This is a genomic window from Runella sp. SP2 (genome assembly GCF_003711225.1).
GTDB lineage: Bacteria > Bacteroidota > Bacteroidia > Cytophagales > Spirosomataceae > Runella.
Genome location: NZ_CP031030.1, coordinates 4,783,571 through 4,804,411 on the forward strand (window position 1 = coordinate 4,783,571; position 20,841 = coordinate 4,804,411).

18 protein-coding genes are annotated in these 20,841 nt (G+C 42.0%); 11 read left to right on the forward strand and 7 right to left on the reverse strand.

Features of this window, described 5'->3' with window-relative positions; genetic code table 11:
- Nucleotides 1–4 precede the first annotated feature (4 nt).
- From DTQ70_RS19115 to DTQ70_RS19135, 5 genes are all read left to right on the forward strand, one after another.
- Nucleotides 5–1,903 carry an NAD-dependent epimerase/dehydratase family protein gene (locus DTQ70_RS19115; protein WP_122932290.1) on the forward strand — a complete coding sequence of 633 codons (1,899 nt, stop codon included), beginning with the start codon at nucleotides 5–7 and terminating at the stop codon, nucleotides 1,901–1,903.
- A complete protein-coding gene (locus tag DTQ70_RS19120) occupies nucleotides 1,900–2,574 on the forward strand; it encodes an HAD family hydrolase (protein ID WP_122932291.1) in 675 nt (224 codons plus the stop codon). The genes DTQ70_RS19115 and DTQ70_RS19120 overlap by 4 nt, the downstream gene beginning before the upstream one ends.
- A gap of 64 nt (nucleotides 2,575–2,638) precedes the next feature.
- Nucleotides 2,639–3,742 (forward strand): tail fiber domain-containing protein, encoded by a 1,104-nt coding sequence (locus DTQ70_RS19125; protein WP_122932292.1) that lies wholly within the window; start codon nucleotides 2,639–2,641, stop codon nucleotides 3,740–3,742.
- Complete coding sequence (pseI, locus tag DTQ70_RS19130; protein ID WP_122932293.1) at nucleotides 3,742–4,806, forward strand: pseudaminic acid synthase; 1,065 nt, start codon at nucleotides 3,742–3,744, stop codon at nucleotides 4,804–4,806. The genes DTQ70_RS19125 and pseI overlap by 1 nt, the downstream gene beginning before the upstream one ends.
- 2 nt (nucleotides 4,807–4,808) lie before the next feature.
- Complete coding sequence (locus DTQ70_RS19135) at nucleotides 4,809–6,311, forward strand: lipopolysaccharide biosynthesis protein (RefSeq protein ID WP_164490114.1); 1,503 nt, start codon at nucleotides 4,809–4,811, stop codon at nucleotides 6,309–6,311.
- A 49-nt stretch (nucleotides 6,312–6,360) separates the two neighbouring features.
- Here DTQ70_RS19135 and DTQ70_RS19140 read toward each other — a convergent pair whose 3' ends face one another.
- Entirely contained in the window at nucleotides 6,361–7,083 is a 723-nt protein-coding gene (locus tag DTQ70_RS19140) for a bifunctional 2-polyprenyl-6-hydroxyphenol methylase/3-demethylubiquinol 3-O-methyltransferase UbiG (RefSeq protein ID WP_122932295.1), read from the reverse strand.
- A gap of 136 nt (nucleotides 7,084–7,219) precedes the next feature.
- On the opposite strand from DTQ70_RS19140, the gene DTQ70_RS19145 reads away from it, so the two are divergent.
- The 6 genes from DTQ70_RS19145 to msrB all read left to right on the forward strand — a co-directional run bounded on the left by DTQ70_RS19145 (nucleotide 7,220) and on the right by msrB (nucleotide 12,197).
- Nucleotides 7,220–8,254, forward strand: a complete 1,035-nt coding sequence (locus DTQ70_RS19145) for a hypothetical protein (RefSeq protein WP_164490115.1) — start codon at nucleotides 7,220–7,222, stop codon at nucleotides 8,252–8,254.
- A 6-nt stretch (nucleotides 8,255–8,260) separates the two neighbouring features.
- Nucleotides 8,261–9,256 (forward strand): glycosyltransferase, encoded by a 996-nt coding sequence (locus DTQ70_RS19150; protein WP_122932297.1) that lies wholly within the window; start codon nucleotides 8,261–8,263, stop codon nucleotides 9,254–9,256.
- A gap of 4 nt (nucleotides 9,257–9,260) precedes the next feature.
- Nucleotides 9,261–10,970, forward strand: coding sequence for a hypothetical protein (locus tag DTQ70_RS19155; RefSeq protein WP_122932298.1), 1,710 nt, complete (start codon nucleotides 9,261–9,263; stop codon nucleotides 10,968–10,970).
- A gap of 105 nt (nucleotides 10,971–11,075) precedes the next feature.
- A complete protein-coding gene (locus DTQ70_RS19160; protein WP_122932299.1) occupies nucleotides 11,076–11,303 on the forward strand; it encodes a DUF433 domain-containing protein in 228 nt (75 codons plus the stop codon).
- Complete coding sequence (locus tag DTQ70_RS19165; protein ID WP_122932300.1) at nucleotides 11,304–11,669, forward strand: DUF5615 family PIN-like protein; 366 nt, start codon at nucleotides 11,304–11,306, stop codon at nucleotides 11,667–11,669.
- Between the two features lie 15 nt (nucleotides 11,670–11,684).
- Entirely contained in the window at nucleotides 11,685–12,197 is a 513-nt protein-coding gene (gene msrB / locus DTQ70_RS19170; RefSeq protein ID WP_229599967.1) for a peptide-methionine (R)-S-oxide reductase MsrB, read from the forward strand.
- A gap of 82 nt (nucleotides 12,198–12,279) precedes the next feature.
- Here the strand turns inward: msrB and DTQ70_RS19175 are convergent, their stop codons facing one another.
- The 6 genes from DTQ70_RS19175 to DTQ70_RS19200 form a co-directional block, all read right to left on the reverse strand.
- On the reverse strand, nucleotides 12,280–15,738 hold the full coding sequence (locus tag DTQ70_RS19175; protein WP_229599968.1) for an efflux RND transporter permease subunit: 3,459 nt from the start codon (nucleotides 15,736–15,738) through the stop codon (nucleotides 12,280–12,282).
- Nucleotides 15,739–15,825: 87 nt separating this feature from the next.
- Nucleotides 15,826–17,013 (reverse strand): efflux RND transporter periplasmic adaptor subunit, encoded by a 1,188-nt coding sequence (locus DTQ70_RS19180; protein ID WP_122932302.1) that lies wholly within the window; start codon nucleotides 17,011–17,013, stop codon nucleotides 15,826–15,828.
- Between the two features lie 17 nt (nucleotides 17,014–17,030).
- A complete protein-coding gene (locus DTQ70_RS19185; protein ID WP_206019541.1) occupies nucleotides 17,031–18,386 on the reverse strand; it encodes a TolC family protein in 1,356 nt (451 codons plus the stop codon).
- 50 nt (nucleotides 18,387–18,436) lie between these two features.
- Nucleotides 18,437–19,087, reverse strand: coding sequence for a TetR/AcrR family transcriptional regulator (locus tag DTQ70_RS19190; protein ID WP_122932303.1), 651 nt, complete (start codon nucleotides 19,085–19,087; stop codon nucleotides 18,437–18,439).
- Nucleotides 19,088–19,490: 403 nt separating this feature from the next.
- Nucleotides 19,491–19,961 carry a MarR family winged helix-turn-helix transcriptional regulator gene (locus DTQ70_RS19195; RefSeq protein ID WP_122932304.1) on the reverse strand — a complete coding sequence of 157 codons (471 nt, stop codon included), beginning with the start codon at nucleotides 19,959–19,961 and terminating at the stop codon, nucleotides 19,491–19,493.
- A 78-nt stretch (nucleotides 19,962–20,039) separates the two neighbouring features.
- Nucleotides 20,040–20,738 (reverse strand): DUF2306 domain-containing protein, encoded by a 699-nt coding sequence (locus DTQ70_RS19200; RefSeq protein WP_122932305.1) that lies wholly within the window; start codon nucleotides 20,736–20,738, stop codon nucleotides 20,040–20,042.
- Nucleotides 20,739–20,841 lie beyond the last annotated feature (103 nt).

Here is a 20,841-nt window from a genome sequence, read left to right on the forward strand (position 1 = left end):
TATTATGTTTCAAAATAAAAGAGTTTTTATCAGTGGCGGGGCAGGTGTCATTGGACAAGAGCTTGTAAAAAAGCTAACAAATCAAGGTGCTTTATTATTTGTTGGAGATTTAAAGTCAAAGCCACAAGCTTTTGATGATTCGGTTTTGTATCGTCAAGGCGATTTAAACTATATTACAAAAGAAGAAATTGAGAGTTTTGCGCCCGAATATTTCTTTCACCTTGCTGCAACTTTTGAGCGTTCTACAGAATCGTACGGTTTTTGGGAAGAAAATAACCTTCACAACCTTCATTTGTCGTCGCATTTGATGTCAATCATTAAGGATACGCCAAGCATCAAGAGAGTTGTCAATTGCTCTAGTTATCTCATTTATGACCCCAAATTATATAGTTTTGATACCTCTGCGATAACAGCAACACGATTGTGCGAAACAGACCCCATCTATCCGCGTAACTTAACTGGAGTTGCCAAACTTAATCATGAGATAGAATTACGTTTTTTACATGACCATAAATCAAGTCAATTTACGAGTGTTAGTGCACGCATCTACAGAAGCTATGGTCTAAATTCACGTGATATTATTTCCCGATGGATAAGAACGTTACTTGAGAATCAACCATTAACCGTATTTCGTAAAGAAGGTCTTTTCGATTATATATTTGCCAGAGAAGTTGCTGAAGGGCTCCTGAGATTAGCAGCAAATCATCAATGTGTAGGTATTTACAATTTAGGAAATGATAATGCACGTAGGGTATCCGAAGTTCTTGAAATCCTCCGTAAATATTTCCCCAATTTACAATATACAGAAGTAGAAAGTGATATTCCTTTTGAGGCGTCGCAAGCCAATATGGATAAAACTTTTCAAGCGATTGGCTGGAAGCCTACATTACAATTGGAAGACGCCATTCCAGAAATGATTGAATTTGAAAAAACGAATGGCTTTGAAGACACTACGGTTCATTACAAAAATGTACTTATTACCAGTATTTCAAAAAAAGTACCGCTGATTGAAGCCGTTAAAAAAGCGGCTAAAAAACTAGATAAGTCTATCAAAGTTTTTGGAGGTGATATTTCAAGTGATTGTTTAGGAGCCTATTTTGTTGATGTTTTTTGGAAAATGCCTTCAATTTCAAAAATTACCTTAGAAGAAATAGTTGAGTTCTGTAACGAAAATAACATTAACTGTATTATTCCAACCCGAGATGGAGAGCTAATTTTTTGGGCAAAGCATAAAGCACAATTGGAAGGACATGGAATACATGTTATGGTGTCGCATGAATCTACCGTTGCACTTTGTTTGGATAAGCTTGAATTTTCTAATAATCTAGCATCTCACAATGCTATCCCCTCTTCTAAAGATATTGAAACATTCACAGGCATTTCAAAATTTGTTGTGAAAGAAAGGTACGGAGCGGGTTCAATGAACATTGGTATCAACCTTTCAAAAGAGCAGGCACTCGACAAAGCAGCTACACAACAGTCACCTATTTTTCAACCCTACTTTGAAGGGCAAGAAATCAGTGTTGATGCTTATATCTCCAGCGAAAAAAAAGTCATGGGTGTCGTTTCTAGAACCCGTGACCTTGTTGTTAATGGTGAATCACAAATTACAACGACAATTCAAGACTCTGATTTAGAACAATTTTCGGCAGCATTCCTAGAATCATTAGATTTTTATGGCCACGTTGTTCTCCAAATTATCAAGGATAGCAGCCAACAATATCATATTATAGAATGCAACAGTCGCTTTGGAGGTGCTTCAACATTGAGTATTGCGGCGGGTTTAGACTCATTTTATTGGTTCCTATTAGAGTCAAACGGCACAAGCATTGGTTCTTATCCATTTGTTAAAGCCCAAAAAGCATTAAAGCAAATAAGGTATCCTAGTGATGTATTGATATGATATTAGTTTTTGACTTAGACGATACCCTTTATGAAGAAATTACGTTTGTTCATAGTGGGTTCAGAGCGGTATCTTCCTTTTTATCTGAAGGAGATAAAAGCAAATCAGAATCCATTTTTCAACAATTGGTAACCATTGAACACGAGCAAGGTAGAGGTAAAATATTTGACGAGGTTTTACAGGCGGAAAATAAATGGTCTAAAGCCAATGTAAAAAAGTGTATATCTATTTATAGACTCCATTTTCCAAATATTCAACTTCCTGTAGCTACCATTGACTGTCTAAAGAGATTCGCTCTCTATTCAAAATATATAGTTACAGATGGTAACAAGGTTGTTCAGGCAAATAAAGTAAAGGCGCTAGGTATTGATACATATTTCAAAAAAGTATTTATTACGCATCGTTATGGCGTTCATCATGCCAAACCCTCGCCCTATTGTTTCAATAAAATAGCTTCACTTGAAGCCACTAACCCTTCAAACATCATATATATTGGGGATAATATCTCGAAAGATTTTGTAGGGATTAAGCCTCTTGGTTTCAAAACAATACAAGTCTTGACAGGTAACTACAAACACTATCAGAAACCTGAACCGTACCAAGCTGATATAAAAATAAACGATTTAAGCCAACTTACCCAATCGCTGATTGACAGTCTAAAGCATTGTTAGTTAATAATTTTCTAACTAATGATAAGAAGTGTATATTTGTTTCATAATTTAATTATAACAAACTATGAAAACATTAATAATTATTTTTATTTCATTGGTTGCAATTATTGCAAAAGCTCAAGATCAGTCACCTGATAGGTGGGTAGATGATGGAGAAACAACAAAGATTACTCTACCACAAAATGGCAAGTTAAGTGTTACTAAAAACGCTGTATCTGACTTATATGTAATGGAAAATGTTGCTCAATGGAAAATGTCAGATGCACCTTTGGATTTCTTGAAAATTTTAAATGCCACTGGGGTTAGCGAGACATTCATCCCCATGTTTCTTGGCCATAATCAAACAGATAATAGAGCAAGTATGTTTATGATTGGCTCAACTAATTATAATAATGACTATGGAGTCGAACCCATTGTTATTTTTGATGCAAGAAAATATGGTGATGCTGAGGCGCTAACAGATGGCTCAGAAATTGCCAATAGAGCACTTTTTAGATGGCAGAGTTATAAAACCCCTTACATGACCCTTTCTGCTAAAGGTGCATTAGGCATTGGTACAATAACTCCTCAAGCCCAATTACATACCACAGGCTCGGTTCGGTTTGAGGGTGTACAGGGAGGACTAGGAAATGCACTTCTTACAACTGACGCTCAAGGAACTTTATTAAGGAATTTCTTGCCAAACAATTCAACCGTTGCGATAGCTACTACCTCTCCTGCTATCAATAGTCTGCCAAGATTTAATCAATCGAACGTACTGGTTAATAGTCAATTGTACGACAACGGTACCAATATAGGCATTGGCGGCGTTCCTGTTCCAAACGCAAAAGTAACCGTCTATGGAACCATAAATGCGCTCTCTGACGCACGTACAAAACGTAATATTGCTCCAATAGCCAATGCGTTACAAATAGTAAACCAATTGAATGGTTACTATTACAACTGGAATACTTCCGACGAAAAGCAGGTGGGGTTAATCGCTCAAGAAGTTGAGAATGTATTACCTGAGTTAGTATCGCACAGCGAAAGCGGCACCAAGTTCCTGAACTATGACGGCCTGACCCCCGTTCTAGTAGAAGCTATTAAAGAGCAGCAACAACTTCTTCAACTGCAAGCTGCCCAAATAAAAGAGCTTCAAAAAGAAATCGAAAAATTAAAAAAACGATAATGTTTGCCAACGAAATTCAAATTGGTCACGTGACCATAAGCCCCGACCATAAGCCGTTTATCATCGCCGAAATGTCGGGTAATCACAACCAATCGCTTGAACGAGCGTTTGAATTGGTGGATGCAGCGGCCAAAGCTGGTGCTCATGCGCTTAAACTTCAAACCTATACACCTGATACCATCACGTTCAACGGAAAATCCGAAGAGTTTTTTATTCATGATCAAGACTCTCTTTGGAAAAATCAAAATCTATATCAGTTATACCAGCAAGCTTACACACCTTGGGAGTGGCATGGACCTATTTTTGACCGAGCCAAGTCTTTGGGAATGCTTGCTTTTAGTAGCCCTTTTGATTTGACTGCCGTTGATTTTCTTGAATCGCTGGAAGTTCCCTGTTACAAAATTGCCTCGTTTGAGAATACAGACCATACTCTTCTCAAAAAAGTGGCCAAAACGGGTAAACCTGTCATTATGAGTACAGGAATAGCAAGCATTGCCGACATTCAAGAATCGGTTAAAGTACTCAAAGACAGTGGTTGTACTCAACTCGTACTCCTAAAATGTACCAGCACTTACCCTGCAAGCCCTGAGAATACGCACTTGCTGACCATTCCGCACATGCGCGAGCTCTTCAGATGTCCTGTAGGGCTTTCAGATCACACGATGGGCATTGGTGCGGCAGTGGCTTCAGTAACGTTAGGTGCACGGGTGATTGAAAAACACTTCACGTTGCGTAGAGCTGATGGAGGCGTGGACTCCGCATTTTCCCTTGAACCTGAGGAGATCAACGCTTTGGTGGTTGAATCAGAACGGGCATTTTTAGCAATGGGGCGAGTTAACTACGAATTATCGCCCAAAGAGCAAAAAAGTCTTTTACATAAACGCTCGCTGTACGTGGTCAAAGATGTCAAAGCAGGTGAGGCTTTCACGGCGGAGAATGTTCGCAGTATTCGTCCTGCCAACGGATTGCATACGCGTTATTACGAGCAAATTTTACAAAGCCACGCTTCGCGCGACATTGAAGCTGGTACTGCATTAGAATGGGGGCTAATTGCCTCGTCATAGGAATGACCCAAATCAAGAAACAAACATTTCAGAGTACGATTTTTTCTTACTTAAGCGCAGCAGTTGGCTTGGTAACTCAGGGGTATGTTATCCCTAATTTCTTTGCAACTGACCAAAATGGGCTCATCAGCCTGTTTTTGTCGTTGATGCTACTACTGCCCTTATTTGCTAACCTTGGATTCAACGGAGCGGGAACACGCTATTTCCCCTATTTTCGTGATGCCAAAACCAACGACCATGGCTACGTATTTTTAGCCCTGCTCTTTTCCTTTATTGGGTTTATTATCGTCGTTGTTTCGCTTTGGTTTTTCAAAGAAGGGCTTATCGAAGAATACCAAAAGAAGTCCATTCTGTTGGTCAAATATTACCCATATTTGCTACCTATCGTGGCTTTTATGCTGATATTCAACGTCTTTGATGTTTATTCTCGTCTGCATTACGACTCCGTGACGGGTACGTTTTTAAGCCAATTTGTATTGCGCCTCAACAACCTGGTGGTGGCACTTTTGTATGCCTTACGTTGGATAAACTTCGACCAATTCATGGTTATTTGGTGCACAGGAATTTCACTGCCAATGGTGCTCATTGTACTCAAAACCATTCGAGAAGGGCGGTTTTCGTTACGCCCTGATTTTGTTTTTTTGAAACAATCCCAATTATTGCTTCCCATTCTTAAATTTTGCGCGCTCTCCATTATTGCCTCGCTTTCTTCGCAAATTGTCCTCTACATCGACAAAATCATGATTACCGATATGATTGACTTGAATGCCGTAGGGGTCTATAGTACAGCATCGTTTTTTGGGACGGTCATAGCGATGCCTATGATTGCAATGCAGCTTATCGCAGGGACTGTGGTAGCCGAAGCGTGGAAAAATAACGACCACGAAAATATTGCCAAAATTTACCAAAAGAGCTGTTTGATTCAACTTTTTGTAGGGCTGTGGGTATTTCTCGGAATCTGCGTCAACCTCGACAACATTTTCGAGTTTTTACCGCCCGCCTACGAAGCGGGTCGATGGGTGATTGTGTGGATTGGTCTTTCAAAAGTGTTAGACATGGCAACGGGCATCAACGGTACCATTCTTAACACCTCAAAGTATTATTACCTCGATACGATTTTCTTTATTGTCCTTATTTTTTGTACCGTATTACTAAATCACCAATTGATTCCTACTTTCGGGATTGAAGGGGCTGCGATTGGAGCGGTTGTTTCAGTATTCATTTACAACCTTTGCCGTTATGGACTCCTTTGGTATTTATTTGGCTTTCAACCTTTTAATTCCAAAAACGCCATTGTTATTGGGATGGGAATTGCTTCTTTTGGGCTAGTGAGTTTACTACCAAGTTTAACAGGCAGCCCGATTGCCATACTTGGAGACATGGCTTACCGTTCCATTACCATTACGTTGCTGTTTGTGGGCGGATTTTATGTGATTGGCTACTCCCCAGAATTTAACCAACAGTGCAAAACTATCTATCAAAAAATCTGGGGAATAATAAAATAAGACTTTCCAAGTTTAAATTAAAAACTTGGAAAGTCTATTTGGCCCTAACTTATGGTTTTCTTAACCAATAATTGAGACAAGTTTGTCCGTGGCCGTAGGTTGACACTTTCATTACCTCCGCTGCTTTTCCTTCAAAACCTTTGTTAAATTTTTCAATTTTAAAACCAGCCTTTTCAAAAATCGGCGGACAGATAGTCTCAGTTAAAATCAACGGGTGCATTTTGTTGGTCACATAATGCTCATCAAACGACAAAAATGCCCTTGCGCCAGGTTTTAGATAGGTATATAAATTGGCGATGATTTCGTCAAAATTATAACAGTGGTCAAGCACGTTGATACTAAAGATAAAGTCAACTTGCCCTACCAATTCAGGAATAGACTCTTCGGCGGGCGTAGAAAAAACTTTCCACGCGTCACGTAAATCCGTCCACGGAATTTCGCGCAATACGTCGTCGGCCATTGGTTCCAATGCCACCAATTTGGCATTTTTAAAATATTTACCACGCAGCATACTCCCTGCTCCCACATCCAAAACTACCTTGCCCGCAAACTCATCCGCTTCAAATCCCCATGCTTTAAACAAGACACTTGTTTGCTGCAAAAACCCTTCCGTTTGGCGCCATGTGTCGTTTTTGTGAAAAGCGAACTCTCCTTTTTGGGCCTCTGCTTTCCATTTACTAGGGTCGGCGGCCGTTTTAGATTGACGTGTTGTTCGAAAAAAGACCTCAATGAGTGGTTCTAATTGGCGATATATCTTCCCGATAAGCGACATAATATTTCTTTAAGTGAATAGTTGAAAGAAGGTACAAAGATAAAGCAAATAGCAGTCCTTTTTGGCCTAGGCTACATTTATTCCTACCTTTGACAATTAGTGAATCCCTATTTTGTGACTAAGCGACATCATTTTCATGACTCGACATTTATTCAACGTCCATAGTCCGATTACCTATTTCATGGCACTGGAAGTGATTCGCATCGAAAAGATTCCCGTCGAAGCAGTTACCCTTCTCATTAGCCGTAATTTCTTGCCTCCAGACGACACTTACCAAGCTATACCACTGCCTTTTTCGCATTATCCGATAGATTCGTTTGCTGTTCAAATCACTTTTTGGAAATCTTGGAAGAAGGTGAGAGAATTTGACCAATGGCTTGAAAAAATAACGCAACAGCAGCCCTTTGTTCTCTACGCTGCCCATGCTTACAGCAGTATTTTTCACCTCATGGTGACGCATCCGATGTGTCAGGGCTATTATTATATTGAAGAAGGGTTAGTGGCTTATCGACCTCCCGCCGATTGGGACATTCAGAAGCCCTTTAATCCGCTTCGTTCGGTACTTTATTATCTTAATTTCGGTCAAAGGAACCTTCCAAACCGTAGTTTTTTTACGACAAAATTGGGACGTTATTTGGGTGCATTTGGCGTATCACAACACTCTTTTCCTACGCTTACCAACCTCCAGGTAGTTGGTTTACCTTTCCCTAAGATTGAAGCTGAGGAAAAGTACCAGTGCGTTATTGTTCATGACAATATTTATGACCACCATGGTCTGACACCAGACACCTACCTTCGATGGATTGACGTGATTGTGACCGATGCCCTCAAACGTGGTTTTACCGGTATTCATCAAAAATTTCACCCCGCTCAAGGGCAAGCCTCATTGCAGGCCATTGAAGCGTTTATGCAGCAAAAAGTCGCTGGGAAGGCAAGCCTACACACATTAGGTGCCTCTGACTCTATCGAACAAATTTCCCTCAGTCAGCGCCCTGTTATTTATGTTTGTATAAGTAGCGTTGGGCTTTATGCTCATTTGGCTGGTTCGGAGGTTGTGAGTATCTACAAAATCTGTTGCCAAGATCAGCCCGTTTTTCAAGATTTTGGGCATTTGTTGCCGAGTTTTTACCTCGAAAATGTCACTTATTTGTCGTATCCATCTCAAACTTAATGCCCAATGAATCAACCATTGGTTTCAGTCATTGTCCCTTGTTATAATTACGGTCGGTTTATTGCCGAAACGCTAGAAAGTCTTCAAAATCAAACACTTCAAAATTGGGAGTGCGTCGTTGTCGATGACGGCTCTACCGACGATAGTGCTGAGGTTGTACAAAAATTTGTAGAAAGCGACCCCCGTATTCGTTACGTTTATCAGCAAAATCAGGGACTTCCTGCCGCTCGCAATACGGGGATTAGGGCCACAACAGGGAAATACATTCAGTTTTTGGATTCTGATGATTTATTACAACCCGACAAGCTCCAACAACATGCGGCGTATTTGGAAACACATGCTGAGGTTGAACTTGTCTATGGCGGGCTACGCTATTTTTACGATGGTACCTCTGAACTTATTTTTTCTCCCCAACATAAAAACACCCCTTGGACCCTCGATAAATCTGGTGAAGGAATAGAACTTTTGCCATTTTTAGTGATTTCTTGCGTCATTATGCCTCCCATGCCCGTGATGCGGCGAACGACAATAGAAAAAGTAACTGGGCTTTTTACGGAAGATTTACCTTCGTGTGAAGATTGGGAGTTTTGGATTCGGTGTTGTTATAAAAACGTCCAATTTACTTATTTGGATTTGCCCAATACCTTGCCGCTCATGCGCTTACACCAAACCAGCATGACCCGTAATCGCATCGTCATGGTCAACAGTTTTATTGAAGTTCGGCAACGGTTACGCCCCATTTTACCCACCCCTCAGCTAGTCAAGCTCAACGAAACGTTATTAAATAATGATTTTGTTGAAAAATGTATCTTAACCCTCGAACGTGAAGGGCGTATGGCTGCGATACGCGAAGCATTTTACTTGTCTATTGAACGAAAAAGTAGTATTTTACTCGGGTGGAGTGTTTTACTTTTTGCCTTACCGCCAACGTGGGCAGTAAAGCTTCTTCAACTCCAACGTTCATTTCACAAACGTTTTTATCACTGGGTATTTAAAAACTAAACTTATGAGAACCGTACCTTTATTTCTACTACTTTTCTGTGCCTACGTTACCGTAGCCCAAACGCAATTTTCGGTCAGTTTTCCCAAATCAAAAGGAAGTACCTTCGACGGCCGTTTAATGCTTTTCTTGGCCAAAGACAACAAATCTGAGCCGCGTTTTCAGGTGAGTGACGAAGCCAACTCTCAGCAGCTTTTTGGACAAAACGTGGACGCTTGGCAAGCCGACAAACCTGCATTGGTAAGCGCCACCGCTTATGGCTACCCTGTCAAAGCCCTCAAAGATTTTCCTGCGGGTGAGTATTGGGTACAGGCCCTTTTGCACAAATACGAAACGTTTAAACTCAAAACAGGCCATACCGTAAAACTACCGATGGACCGCGGCGAAGGTCAAAACTACCGCACAGCTCCAGGTAATTTGTATTCAAAACCCTTCAAGATCAAGTATGACCCCAAGGCCAAACAGGTAGTAAAAATTGTACTTGACCAAGAAAACCCACTTTTGCCCGAGCCCAAAGACACGAAGTACATCAAACACATCAAGATTCAGAGCAAACTCCTGACCGAGTTTTGGGGACGCCCCATGTATTTGGGGGCTCACGTACTTTTGCCGCATGGATTTGATGAACATCCTGAAGCAAAATACCCCATTTGTATCAACCACGGCCACTTCCCCGCCGACTTTGATGGTTTCAAAGAAACACCTCCTCCTGCCGACATGGACACGACGGATTACATCGCTCGTTTTGGGATTTATGGGTATAAAAAATTCGTTTGGCAAGAAGCCTATAATTTTTACAAACAATGGACAAGCAAGGATTTTCCTCGAATGCTCATCGTCGAAATCCAACACGCTACGCCTTACTATGACGATTCGTACGCCGTCAACTCGGCCAATATGGGGCCGTACGGCGACGCCATCATGTACGAGTTGATTCCCCAAATTGAGAAACAATTCAGAGGCATTGGGCAAGGTTGGGCGCGTTTTCTCTACGGTGGCAGCACGGGAGGCTGGGAAGCTCTTGCGGCCCAAGTGTTTTATCCAGATGAGTTTAACGGCTGTTTTGCGGCTTGTCCTGATCCCATTACGTTTGAAGCCTACACGGTTGTTAATATTTACAAAGACGAAAACGCATACTTTTTGCCAAGCGACTTCAAGAAAACGCCGCGCCCTGGAATGCGCAACTACCTTGGCCAAGTAAAATGTACCATTGAAGAAATCAACCAGCGCGAACTGGCCATTGGCGACAACTCCCGCTCGGGCGACCAATGGGATATTTGGCAAGCGACCTACTCACCAATGGGCGAAAATGGGTATCCTAAGCCTATTTGGGACAAAGAAACGGGTAAAATCGACCATAGTGTAGCAAAATACTGGTCAGAAAACTACGATTTGATGCACATTCTCAAACGCCAATGGGCGACAGTCGGGAAAAAATTACAAGGAAAAATCCACATCTACTGCGGCGATATGGACAATTATTACCTCAACAATGCGGTCTATTTAATGGAGGATTTCTTAAAAACAACCAAGAACCCGCATTACGACGGCGAAGTAAAATACGGCGACCGCTTTGAACACTGCTGGAACGGCGACCCCAACGTGCCTAACTACGTGTCGCGGCTTCGATATAATACCATGTATATTCCTAAAATCCTGAAGCGTATCGAAGCAGGTGCACCTGCAGGAGCCGATTTAAAGAGTTGGCGGTATTGATATTATCTAGCACTTCTATTGGCTTTTATAACAGTAGAAGTGCTAGATAAACGATTGTTTATCCAGCCAGTTGTTAGTAACTTGCATAGCCAATAGACTAATACAATGCAGCATCTTGAAAGAATTACGATCGACCCAGAAATATGCCATGGGAAGCCTGTCATCCGTGGGATGCGTTGGCCAGTAGAAGTTATGATAGATATGATAGGCTCAGGAATGTCTTTTGATGATATTTTGAACGACCACCCAGAACTGGAACGTGAAGATATTCTTGCTTGCTTGAGTTACGCAAAACTATTGGTTTCTGGATTTTCATTGAAAGAAGCTGCCTAAATGAAATTTCTTTGCGATGTCCATATTTCCTTTAAGCTCGTCAAATTTTTGTCGAACAGCGGCTTTGAAGCATTTCATGTCAACTCTTTAGAAAATAAATGGCACACCAAAGATTCAGAAATTTGTCAATTTGCTGATAAAAACGACTTGATTGTTGTTACAAAAGACGAAGACTTCCGAAATTCCTTTTTTCTTAGGCATAGTCCGCGCAAATTGGTTCGTGTAATTTTAGGCAACATCTCTAATCAAGAATTACTCACTTTATTTGAACAGAATTTACTTCTAATAAACAAGTTACACAAAGAAGGTTCCTTCTATGTTGAATTAGGGCATGGTACCAATATCTACAAACTGCCAAATCTCTAACAGTTCCTAAATCGTATGAAACTACTCTGGTGGGGAGGAATAATGGGATTATTGATGATAGCTGGCTGTCAGCGAGCCAGCAAAGTACCCAAACATAACCCATACTTTTCATTGACTGATACCACGGAAGTACGCGTACCGAACAGTGTTTGGGAAGAAGTTCTGGACGATGGTGTTTATACCGTTACGCGGGAGGGCTCAACCGAAGCTCCTTTCACCAACGAATACCACGATTTTAAAGGCGAAGGCAACTATCACTGCGCCGCCTGTGGGAATTGGCTATTTCGCTCAGCCCAAAAATACGACAGTGGCACAGGTTGGCCCAGTTTTTGGCAACCTGCTACACCTAATTGTCTGTTGTTTCGCAAGGACTATTCAGAACGTGAAGAACGCATTGAAGTACGCTGTCGGCGATGCAATGGGCATTTGGGTCACCTTTTTTACGACGGCCCCGCTCCTACTCGGCAGCGGTATTGCATGAATTCGTTGGCGTTGAAGTTTGTAAAAATAGCTTCAAATAACCATTGATAATCTCCAAAAACTCCACAAAAAAAGCCGCTCCAGTGGAACGGCTTTTTTCTTAACAAGCTTCTCTAAACCTTCAAAATAATTAATGTTCTACTTCTTCCTCTACGTGGTGGCCGTTGCCGTTTGAGGTACCATTATTGAAAGCATACACTGCTTCAGCTGCTGGCTTTTTGCCCAAACGGAACTTCAAACGCTCCACAATCCAGTACATGGTTGGAACTACAATCAACGTAAGCGTAGTACTGAACAACAACCCGTAGATAATGGTATAAGCCAGTGGCCCCCAGAACAAGGCACTAAAACCTCCAATGAAAATTTGTGGATTAAATTCGGTAAACAACGTCACGAAGTTGATGTTCATCCCCAATGCCAACGGAATCAAACCCAAGATACAAGCTGAGGCCGTTAACAGTACGGGCGTCAAACGAGCGGCTCCTGCTTCAATCAACGCCTGACGAGTGGGGTAACCACGGGTTTTTAATTCGTCTGTAAACTCAATCAACAAGATACCGTTTTTAATCACAATCCCCGCCAAGGCAAAAATACCTACCCCTGTCATGATAATAGACATGGTTTTTCCCGTAATCATGAATCCAAGGAATACACCAATCAAGCTAAACAGTACCGTAAAGAAGATGATAAGTGGCTTGCTAGTAGAGTTAAATTGGGTCACCAAAATCAAGAAAATCAACAAGATAGCCCCTAAAAACGCTACCCCTAAGAACTGCATTGACTTCATTTGTTCTTCTTGTTCACCCCCCAAACGAATCGTATAACCTTGCGGAAGGTCTAGGCCATCCACCACGTCTTGAATTTGGGCATTCACATCGTTGGCATTGAACCCACCAAGTACGTCCGACGACAACGTCACTACGCGCTCTTGGTCTTTGCGGTTGATACCACTGTAGGTAGTTGCATAACGAATGTTGGTCAATGTACTCAAAGGAACTTGGCGCAATACACCACCAAGGTTCATATCGCGATATACCACGTTCATGCTCAACAATTTCTCAATCTGGTTGCGATCTCCTTCTTTTAACCGTACCATGATCGGATAATCATCTTTATCATCACGGAATTTCGACACTTCAGTTCCGAACAGCGCTCCACGAATTTGCAACGCAATCTGCGCCGTGCTGATACCCTCACGGGCTGCTTGCTCGCGATTGATGTCAATCACAATTTCAGGTTTGTTCAACACCAAATCCGATTTCAATTCTTCAATTCCTTGAATTCCTGATTTGACGATGGCATTTTTTACTTTTGCGGTAACATCAACAAGTTGGTCAAAATCTTCGCCCGCAATCTCAATCGTCACTGGCTTGCCCGTTGGAGGCCCATTACTTTCTGGTTCAGCCGTTACTTGTGCGCCTGGAATTCCTTTTACTTTCTCACGCACTTTAGCCAAAATATCAGCCGTAGAAACTCCGTGATGAATACGTTCTTCGACACTCTTGAATGCCACCGTAATTTTTCCTTTGTGTGGCACTACCGTACGGTCGGGGTTGAATGGATCGCCCGCGTTGATACCAATGTTCGTAATCACCGAGGCTACGACTGGACTATTTTTTCCAATTACGCTATACACCCGGTCTTCCAACTGCTTCATTACCTCGTTGGTTTTAGAAGCATCCGTTCCTTGCGGCATCACGCAATACACATACACAAAATCAGGGTCACCACTTGGGAAGAAAACTGATTTTGGAGGAAAAGCTCCCATCAACACAAACGTTCCAACTAATATCCCAATCACTCCCGCAAATACGCCGTAAGGACGGCGGCCCGTAATTACCCACGCAATCACTTTACGGTAACCGTTTTTGAGACGTGGAAATACGTTTTCTTGGAAAGGAACAATGATTTTTGGGGTCAGAATGTAGTGGTTAAATACATATAGGATAGCAATAAATAAAAGCAAGTTACCAATCCCAAAGTTAATCAGATACCCTACCCCCGCGAGTCCTAGCAACACAAACAATGGGGTGCGAATCGACTTAAATGATTTATCCTCGTTGGCATGTTCTTCAACGCGTTTTAGTGAAGACGCGGCAAAAACGGGGTTCATTACGTAAGCCACAAACAACGACGCAAACAAGGTGATAATCAGCGTCAATGGCAAGAATTTCATAAATTCACCCACAATACCTGGCCAAAACAACAATGGCAAGAACGGCGCGATGGTCGTCAGCGTACCCGATAATACTGGGATAAACACCTCACCTGCCGCATACGAAATGGCTTCGGTACGGGTCAGTTTTTTATCGTCATTATAAACGCGGTGGGCGTTTTCAATCACCACAATCGCGTCGTCCACCACAATCCCGAGTCCCAATAAAAACGCAAAGAGTACAATCGTGTTAAGGGTGAACGTAATACCCGTTGCCGAAGCAATAACGGGGAATAACACAAACGCCACCAATGTTGATAAAGGCACTGAAAGTCCAACGAAAATCGCATCTTGAACCCCCATAAAGAACATAAGTACCAATACTACGAAGATAAAGCCCAAAATAACGGTGTTGAGTAGGTCGTTCAACTCTACTTTGGTACGCTCCGAACTATCGTTGGTCAAACTTACTTTTAAGCCGTCAGGAAACTTCGTTTCTTCGTATTTTTTCAAAATTGCCTTAATCTCATCCGCCGCCGAAATAAGGTTTTCACCTCCCCGTTTGATGACGTTGAGCGTAATTACCGTTTTTCCATCTAAACTTGCATAGCTTTGTTTTTCGGCAAAACCGTCTTTCACTTCGGCAATTTCTGCCAAACGAAGTGTAGCACCTGTCGAAGAACGAACAATGATGTTTTCCAATTGACGTACATCTTTGAACTCCCCTACTACGCGCAAGTTACGGCGAACGTTGTCCACGTTTAACTCACCACCCGAGACGTTGATGTTTTCACCCTGAATCGCGTTTTGAATTTCGTAAAACGATACCCCTGCTGCCTGCATTTTGTACAAGTCGAGGTTGATTTGGATTTCGCGATCAAGCGCCCCTACGATGTCCACCCGCGTAATTTCGGGCAGCGACTCGATTTCATCTTTGAGTTGTTCGGCATAATCTTTCAACTTTTTCAACGAGTAATTCCCCGCCAAGTTGATGTTCATAATTGGAAACTCCGAAAAGTTTACCTCCTGCACCGAAGGGTCTTGCTTACGGTCAGACGGAAGGTCCACCAACGCTTTATCAACGGCATCCGCTACGCGTTGTTTGGCTTCTTGTGCCTTGATTCCCGTCGAAAACTCCACCGTAATCAACGAGAAGTCTTGAATCGAGTTTGACTTAATTTTTGTTACCCCACTCGCCGCTTTGATTTGCTTTTCGATGGGTTTCGTAATGACAGTTTCAATATCCGAGGGGCTCGCGCCAGGATAAATCGTCGAGACAATCACCGTCGGAACGGCGATTTCAGGAAACTGTTCTTTGGGCATCGTGAAATACACGAACAAGCCCGCAAGAGAAATTATAGCTGTAAAAAGATAGACGGTGGTTTTATTTTCTAAGCACCAGCGCGTCACTTTGAAGTCTTTTAGGGTTGTCATAACCTTACGGTTTAGGTTAATCGTTGTCAATTAATTGGTTACCAACATCAGTACGGTTAACCATTAACGAATAACAATTAACAGTTTTTAGAAACTGATTGCCTGACCATCGACCAAGTCTTGATAGCCGTCTGTGATGATTAAATCGCCCGATTGGAGTCCCTCCAAGACTTCGATTTCTCCGTTGTAAGCTACCCCCGTTTTTACCTTGCGGCCTTTGGCTACTTTTTTGTTACCCTCGGTAACGGCTACGTACACCACATCGCCAAACTCGGTACTTTGAATATAATTTTGCTTGATTACCAACACATTAGACTTATTGATATCGGCAATATTCAACACCGAAAGCATGTTTGGCTTAATGTCTGAACTGGTCGGAATCGCCACTTCGATTTTGAAGGTACGGTTAGCTGGGTTTACCAATTTGCTAATGAACGTCACACGGGCATTGATTTCACGGTTCAAATCGGGCAAAACTACCTTTACAGCGTCTCCCATTTTGATGTGACTGATATAAACGTCAGGTACGTTGGCCGTTGCTTTGAGGCTTCCCAAGTTCACGATACTTGCCAACGGCATTCCTGGCGCAGCTATTTCACCCGTTTTGGCCATCACGCGCTCAACGGCTCCACTGATAGGCGCATACACGTTGTACAAATCCACTTGTGTTTCGAGAACGGCCAAGTTTTTCTCCAACGCTTCTTTGTTGTTTTTGGCTTGCAAATACTGGATTTCTGTTCCAATTTTTTGGTCCCAAAGTCCTTTTTGCTTTTCAAACACAACATTTGCCAATTCCATTTGTGATTTCAAAGCCGCAATCTGGTCGCGCAGAATCGCGTTGTCGATTTTGGCTAACAGCTGCCCTGCTTTCACCGTTTGTCCCTCTTTTACGTAAACCGTGGTATAAGTACCCGCCATACGAGGGGTAGCTGTTGCCGTATTTTTGGTTTCAACCGTTCCTTGAATTTCAATAAAGCTTTTGAAACTACGCGTTTGAAGCGCTTCCGTAACCACAGGAAACACTTTCTCAGCGGCCTTCATACTTGGGTCAGCCGCCTTGATTTCGGCATCCAGCTTGGCAATTTTTTCGGTCAATGTCTTTGACTCTGCTTTCAATTTAGCAAGCTCTTCTTTTTTACCCGCCAACGAATTATCTGTTTTTCCGCCACCACAGGCAGTCACAAACACCGAGAGGAAGAGCACCGCTACACCCGCGCGAAGCCCTGTGTTGAAAGGAGTTTTTTTATTGCTAGTATATGTTGTCAACGTACTCATAATAAAGTTTTTAAAGATTAGAAGGATAATTTTCCTTTTGCTTTGTCGAGGTCGATTTTGGCAAGTAGCAAATCATACAACGAAGCGAAATAGTTGGTTTGAGCTTCTTTCAAGGCCGACTCAGCATTGATGACCTCGATGTTTGACCCTGTTCCTGATTGGTATTTGATTTTAGAAACCCGCACCACTTCTTGGGCCAAATCCATGTTCCGTTTTTGACTCTTCAACGTTTCAAGGCCATTGATGATGGTAATGTTGGCACTCCGAATCTGCAAGTCAATCGACTGCTCCACCAGACTCATACTTTGTTTTACTTTGTCCACCGTAAACTTGGCTTGTTGGATTTTGTATTTTTTCGCAAAACCATCAAACACAGGGATACTCACGCTCAAGCCGATGTTAGCGTTATTGAACCAAGGAGATGTAAACAACTCCGAAAATTTATTACGCCCCGTGTTATAGCCATAACCTGCAAACGCCGCCACAGTAGGATAATATCCCCGCTTGTTGTTTTCAACGTCCATTTCAGAAAGCAATAAATTGCTTTTTAGAATTGAATAGTCAATACGCTGGTCATAACTAAATGCGGCATTGTTTTCTGCTTTGACATCCGCTTCAATTCGAGCCACTTCATTTTCGTTGATACGGTCACTAAGTACAATGACTTCATCAAGTTTCATCCCCATCTGGAACTTGAGCATGTAATAACTCAAATCTACTAAGTTTTGTACCTTCGAACGCTCCGTTTTGAGGTTGTTAAGTGAGACTTCCAAACGGTCAACATCGAGTTTTTCAACAAACCCTTTTTGGTTCATGGCACTCATTTCGCGGGTCAAGCTATCCAACCGTTGAATGTTCAAGTCCAAAAGTTTGGCTCTTTCCTCCGCTACTAACACGCTGTAATACGCTTTTGAAACGTTTTCAGCCACTTGAATCTTTGATTGAGTTACATTTTTAACGGCCAATTCACGATAGGCTTGGGCGGCTTTCAGACCGAGTAACCATTGAGCATTAAAAATAATTTGGTTGAGCTGTGCTGCTGCATTGCCTGAGTACTTTACTCCAAAAGGAATAGCAACTGGAGGATCATCGGGTGAACCCCCAACGAATGCTGCTGGTAAAATCGCTTTTTGGATAATTAAGTTATCCAAAATGTTGACCGAAGCACTCACTTGGGGCAACCCTACTGAGCGAATTTCTCCAATGCGCGACTCGGCGCTTTGGGCGTCAGTTTGGGTATTTTTTACATTGATGTTGTGCGTTAATCCGTATTGAATGGCTTCTTGAAGAGAATAACGCGTTTGGCTGTACGTCGGAAACAGTGGCAGCATAAGCAGTACCAGCCATTTCCATTGCGGTCGAAATTGTGGCATATAGTAAAGTGTTGATTGTAAAATTGTGGGATTGTAAAAAAAATGAGCTGTTAATAGGTATTCTTTTGACTAAAAAAAGCCATGGTGGATATAGGCGTTGAAAGCTGTTTGGTTACATATTTCTCATACAGATTTAGTCCTTCGATGGTCACGATTCCGCGTAAAAAGTGGTCGAGTAGTTCCAGTTGCGTATCCAATGGGTTAAACTGTCCCAGTGGAAAGAGGTACGGATCTAAGCCCATTTCTACTTGTTCGAGTCTCAAACGCGACAGTATATCTACGTTGATAGTGGAGCGGTACAATCCCATTTCAATTCCTTTTAAAAGGTTTCTTTTGACCATCTCAAGGATAAATTCTTTTTTATACTTAGAGAACAAATCCCACGCTTGTGGGTAATACCTCTTGATGTCAAAAATGGCTGTTGGGTTCATTCCCGCCATCGTTTGGCGCATCATTTCAGAAGTCATAACTACCTCTGCAATCGGGTCGGGCGCTTCATTTTGCATTTGTTCGGCAATGGTACGGTCACAAGCAAAATGGTGCTCAACTCCTGCATACACCATCGCGTTTTTGTCTTCAAAATGCTGATAAATGGTTTTTTTAGAAATGCCCAATTCCCTTGCAATGTCGTCCATCGTTACGCTTTTTACTCCGTACCGAAAAAACAATTCTTGGGCTTTATCTAAGATTCTTTCTCTCACTCTTACTGTACTTAGTTTTTCACTTTTTCTATACGAAACTTAGGAAACTCAATGAAAGTTCAAAGTTTCCAAAGTTTTTTCAAAAAAAGTCATGGCTGTGTTTTAGGCTCTAAGTATCTAGAAAGTTGATTATTATCTATAATACAAAATAAATGGGCGATAGTGACAACCCTATGTCAGTAGGGTTAACTTTTTTTTATGAAATTTTGAGGCGGTACGCAAAAAATAAATTTTGTACTTTTCAAATAATAAATTTAACCTTAGTTATTTTTCAAAAATTGGATTACGTCCAAAAATATCAACCGCTACAAAAGTAAAAACCCACTTTACGGTAGCATACAGAAACTACGTAAAGTGGGTAAAAACAGGGACGAAAGGGAAGAAAAGGAGGATAAACCTGCGTTTACAATTCTTCGTTTAGGAGATTTTCCGCCTTGAGCTTAATATTTTCTTCTTCTACTAGGCGGTTGATTTCTTTGATTACATCAAAAAAAACGACTAGCTTATCCAAGGGTATTTGGTCGCGCAGCATCGTATTAAACGAGATGACTCCTTCGCGGGCTTGTTCACGTTTTCTTTTCCCTTCATCGGTCAAAAAAACTTTCACAAAACGCTTATCGGTTTCGTCAGTTTCTCGACGAATCCAGCCGCGTTCTTCCAACGCTTTCAGTGTTCGGGTCAGACTGCGGGGTTCCATCCCGATTGACGGCCCAATCTTGGTAGCAGGCGTCCCGTGTTCGAGGTCAATATTTAGCAGCACATATCCAATGGCCATCGTCATGTCGTAGCGACGAGACGCATAGGTATTGTACATTCTCGAAATGGCGTGCCAAGCCCATTTAATATGAAAATCCACCGTTTTTTCCTTGCGCATTGCCTATTGTGAGTTGGTATCAGTTTAGGCAAATATAGAAGTTAATCTTTAACTTAGTAGGCTTGCATACTATTTTTATTATACTGCCAAACGAAATTTAGTAGCGTACTTACGAACAGCGCGACCAATAAATAACCCACCAATCAGACCTGGCATAATCCAAGTGGCAATATAGACTGCTTGAGGCGCTTCGGGAAAAATATAGCGGATGTTGACTAAAGCAAACGCGGTAAACGTAGCAATGTACGACCCACCCATCCGCTCAATGTGAATAAAAAACCATTCTTTGGTTCCGTACTTTGCTTTTTCGGGAGCAAGATACTTCCGAATATCGTAAAGGGCATTGGTACCGCTAAAAAAACCAAATGCTAAAAATAATATGCTCATCGATGAAAAGTGCCCCGTTTGAAAGAAATGTTGGACGTAATACATACCATACCCCATCATTGTCAATGACGCTGCCCCCATGACCGACGAAATTGCCCAATCATACCATCGAACGGGCTCACTTCCACGTTGTTGTAGGGCTCTTTTTCCCGTAAAACACATGTAAAAGCTAAAAACAGCAATGCCTGTCAAAAACAAACGTCCATCCGTAAAAGGGCTCACTAATACCAAACCCACCGAAGAAAACGCCACAATCACCATCGACCAATAATACACCAAGCCCGTTCGGTTGTGAAGGGTATTCCCTTTTTTGGAAAGCATCGGAACAATTCCTACCCCAAGGGCTAAAAACCCAAAAGCAATGTGCGTGATAAGGAAAAAAGTTTTCATGGCCTGTGACTGGTTATTGGTTGATTGATGAACCAAAACTCGTACAAAATCAGGCACAAGGATAGCAAAACACGACGAAGCGTCGCATCTTTGGCGTGAAGTG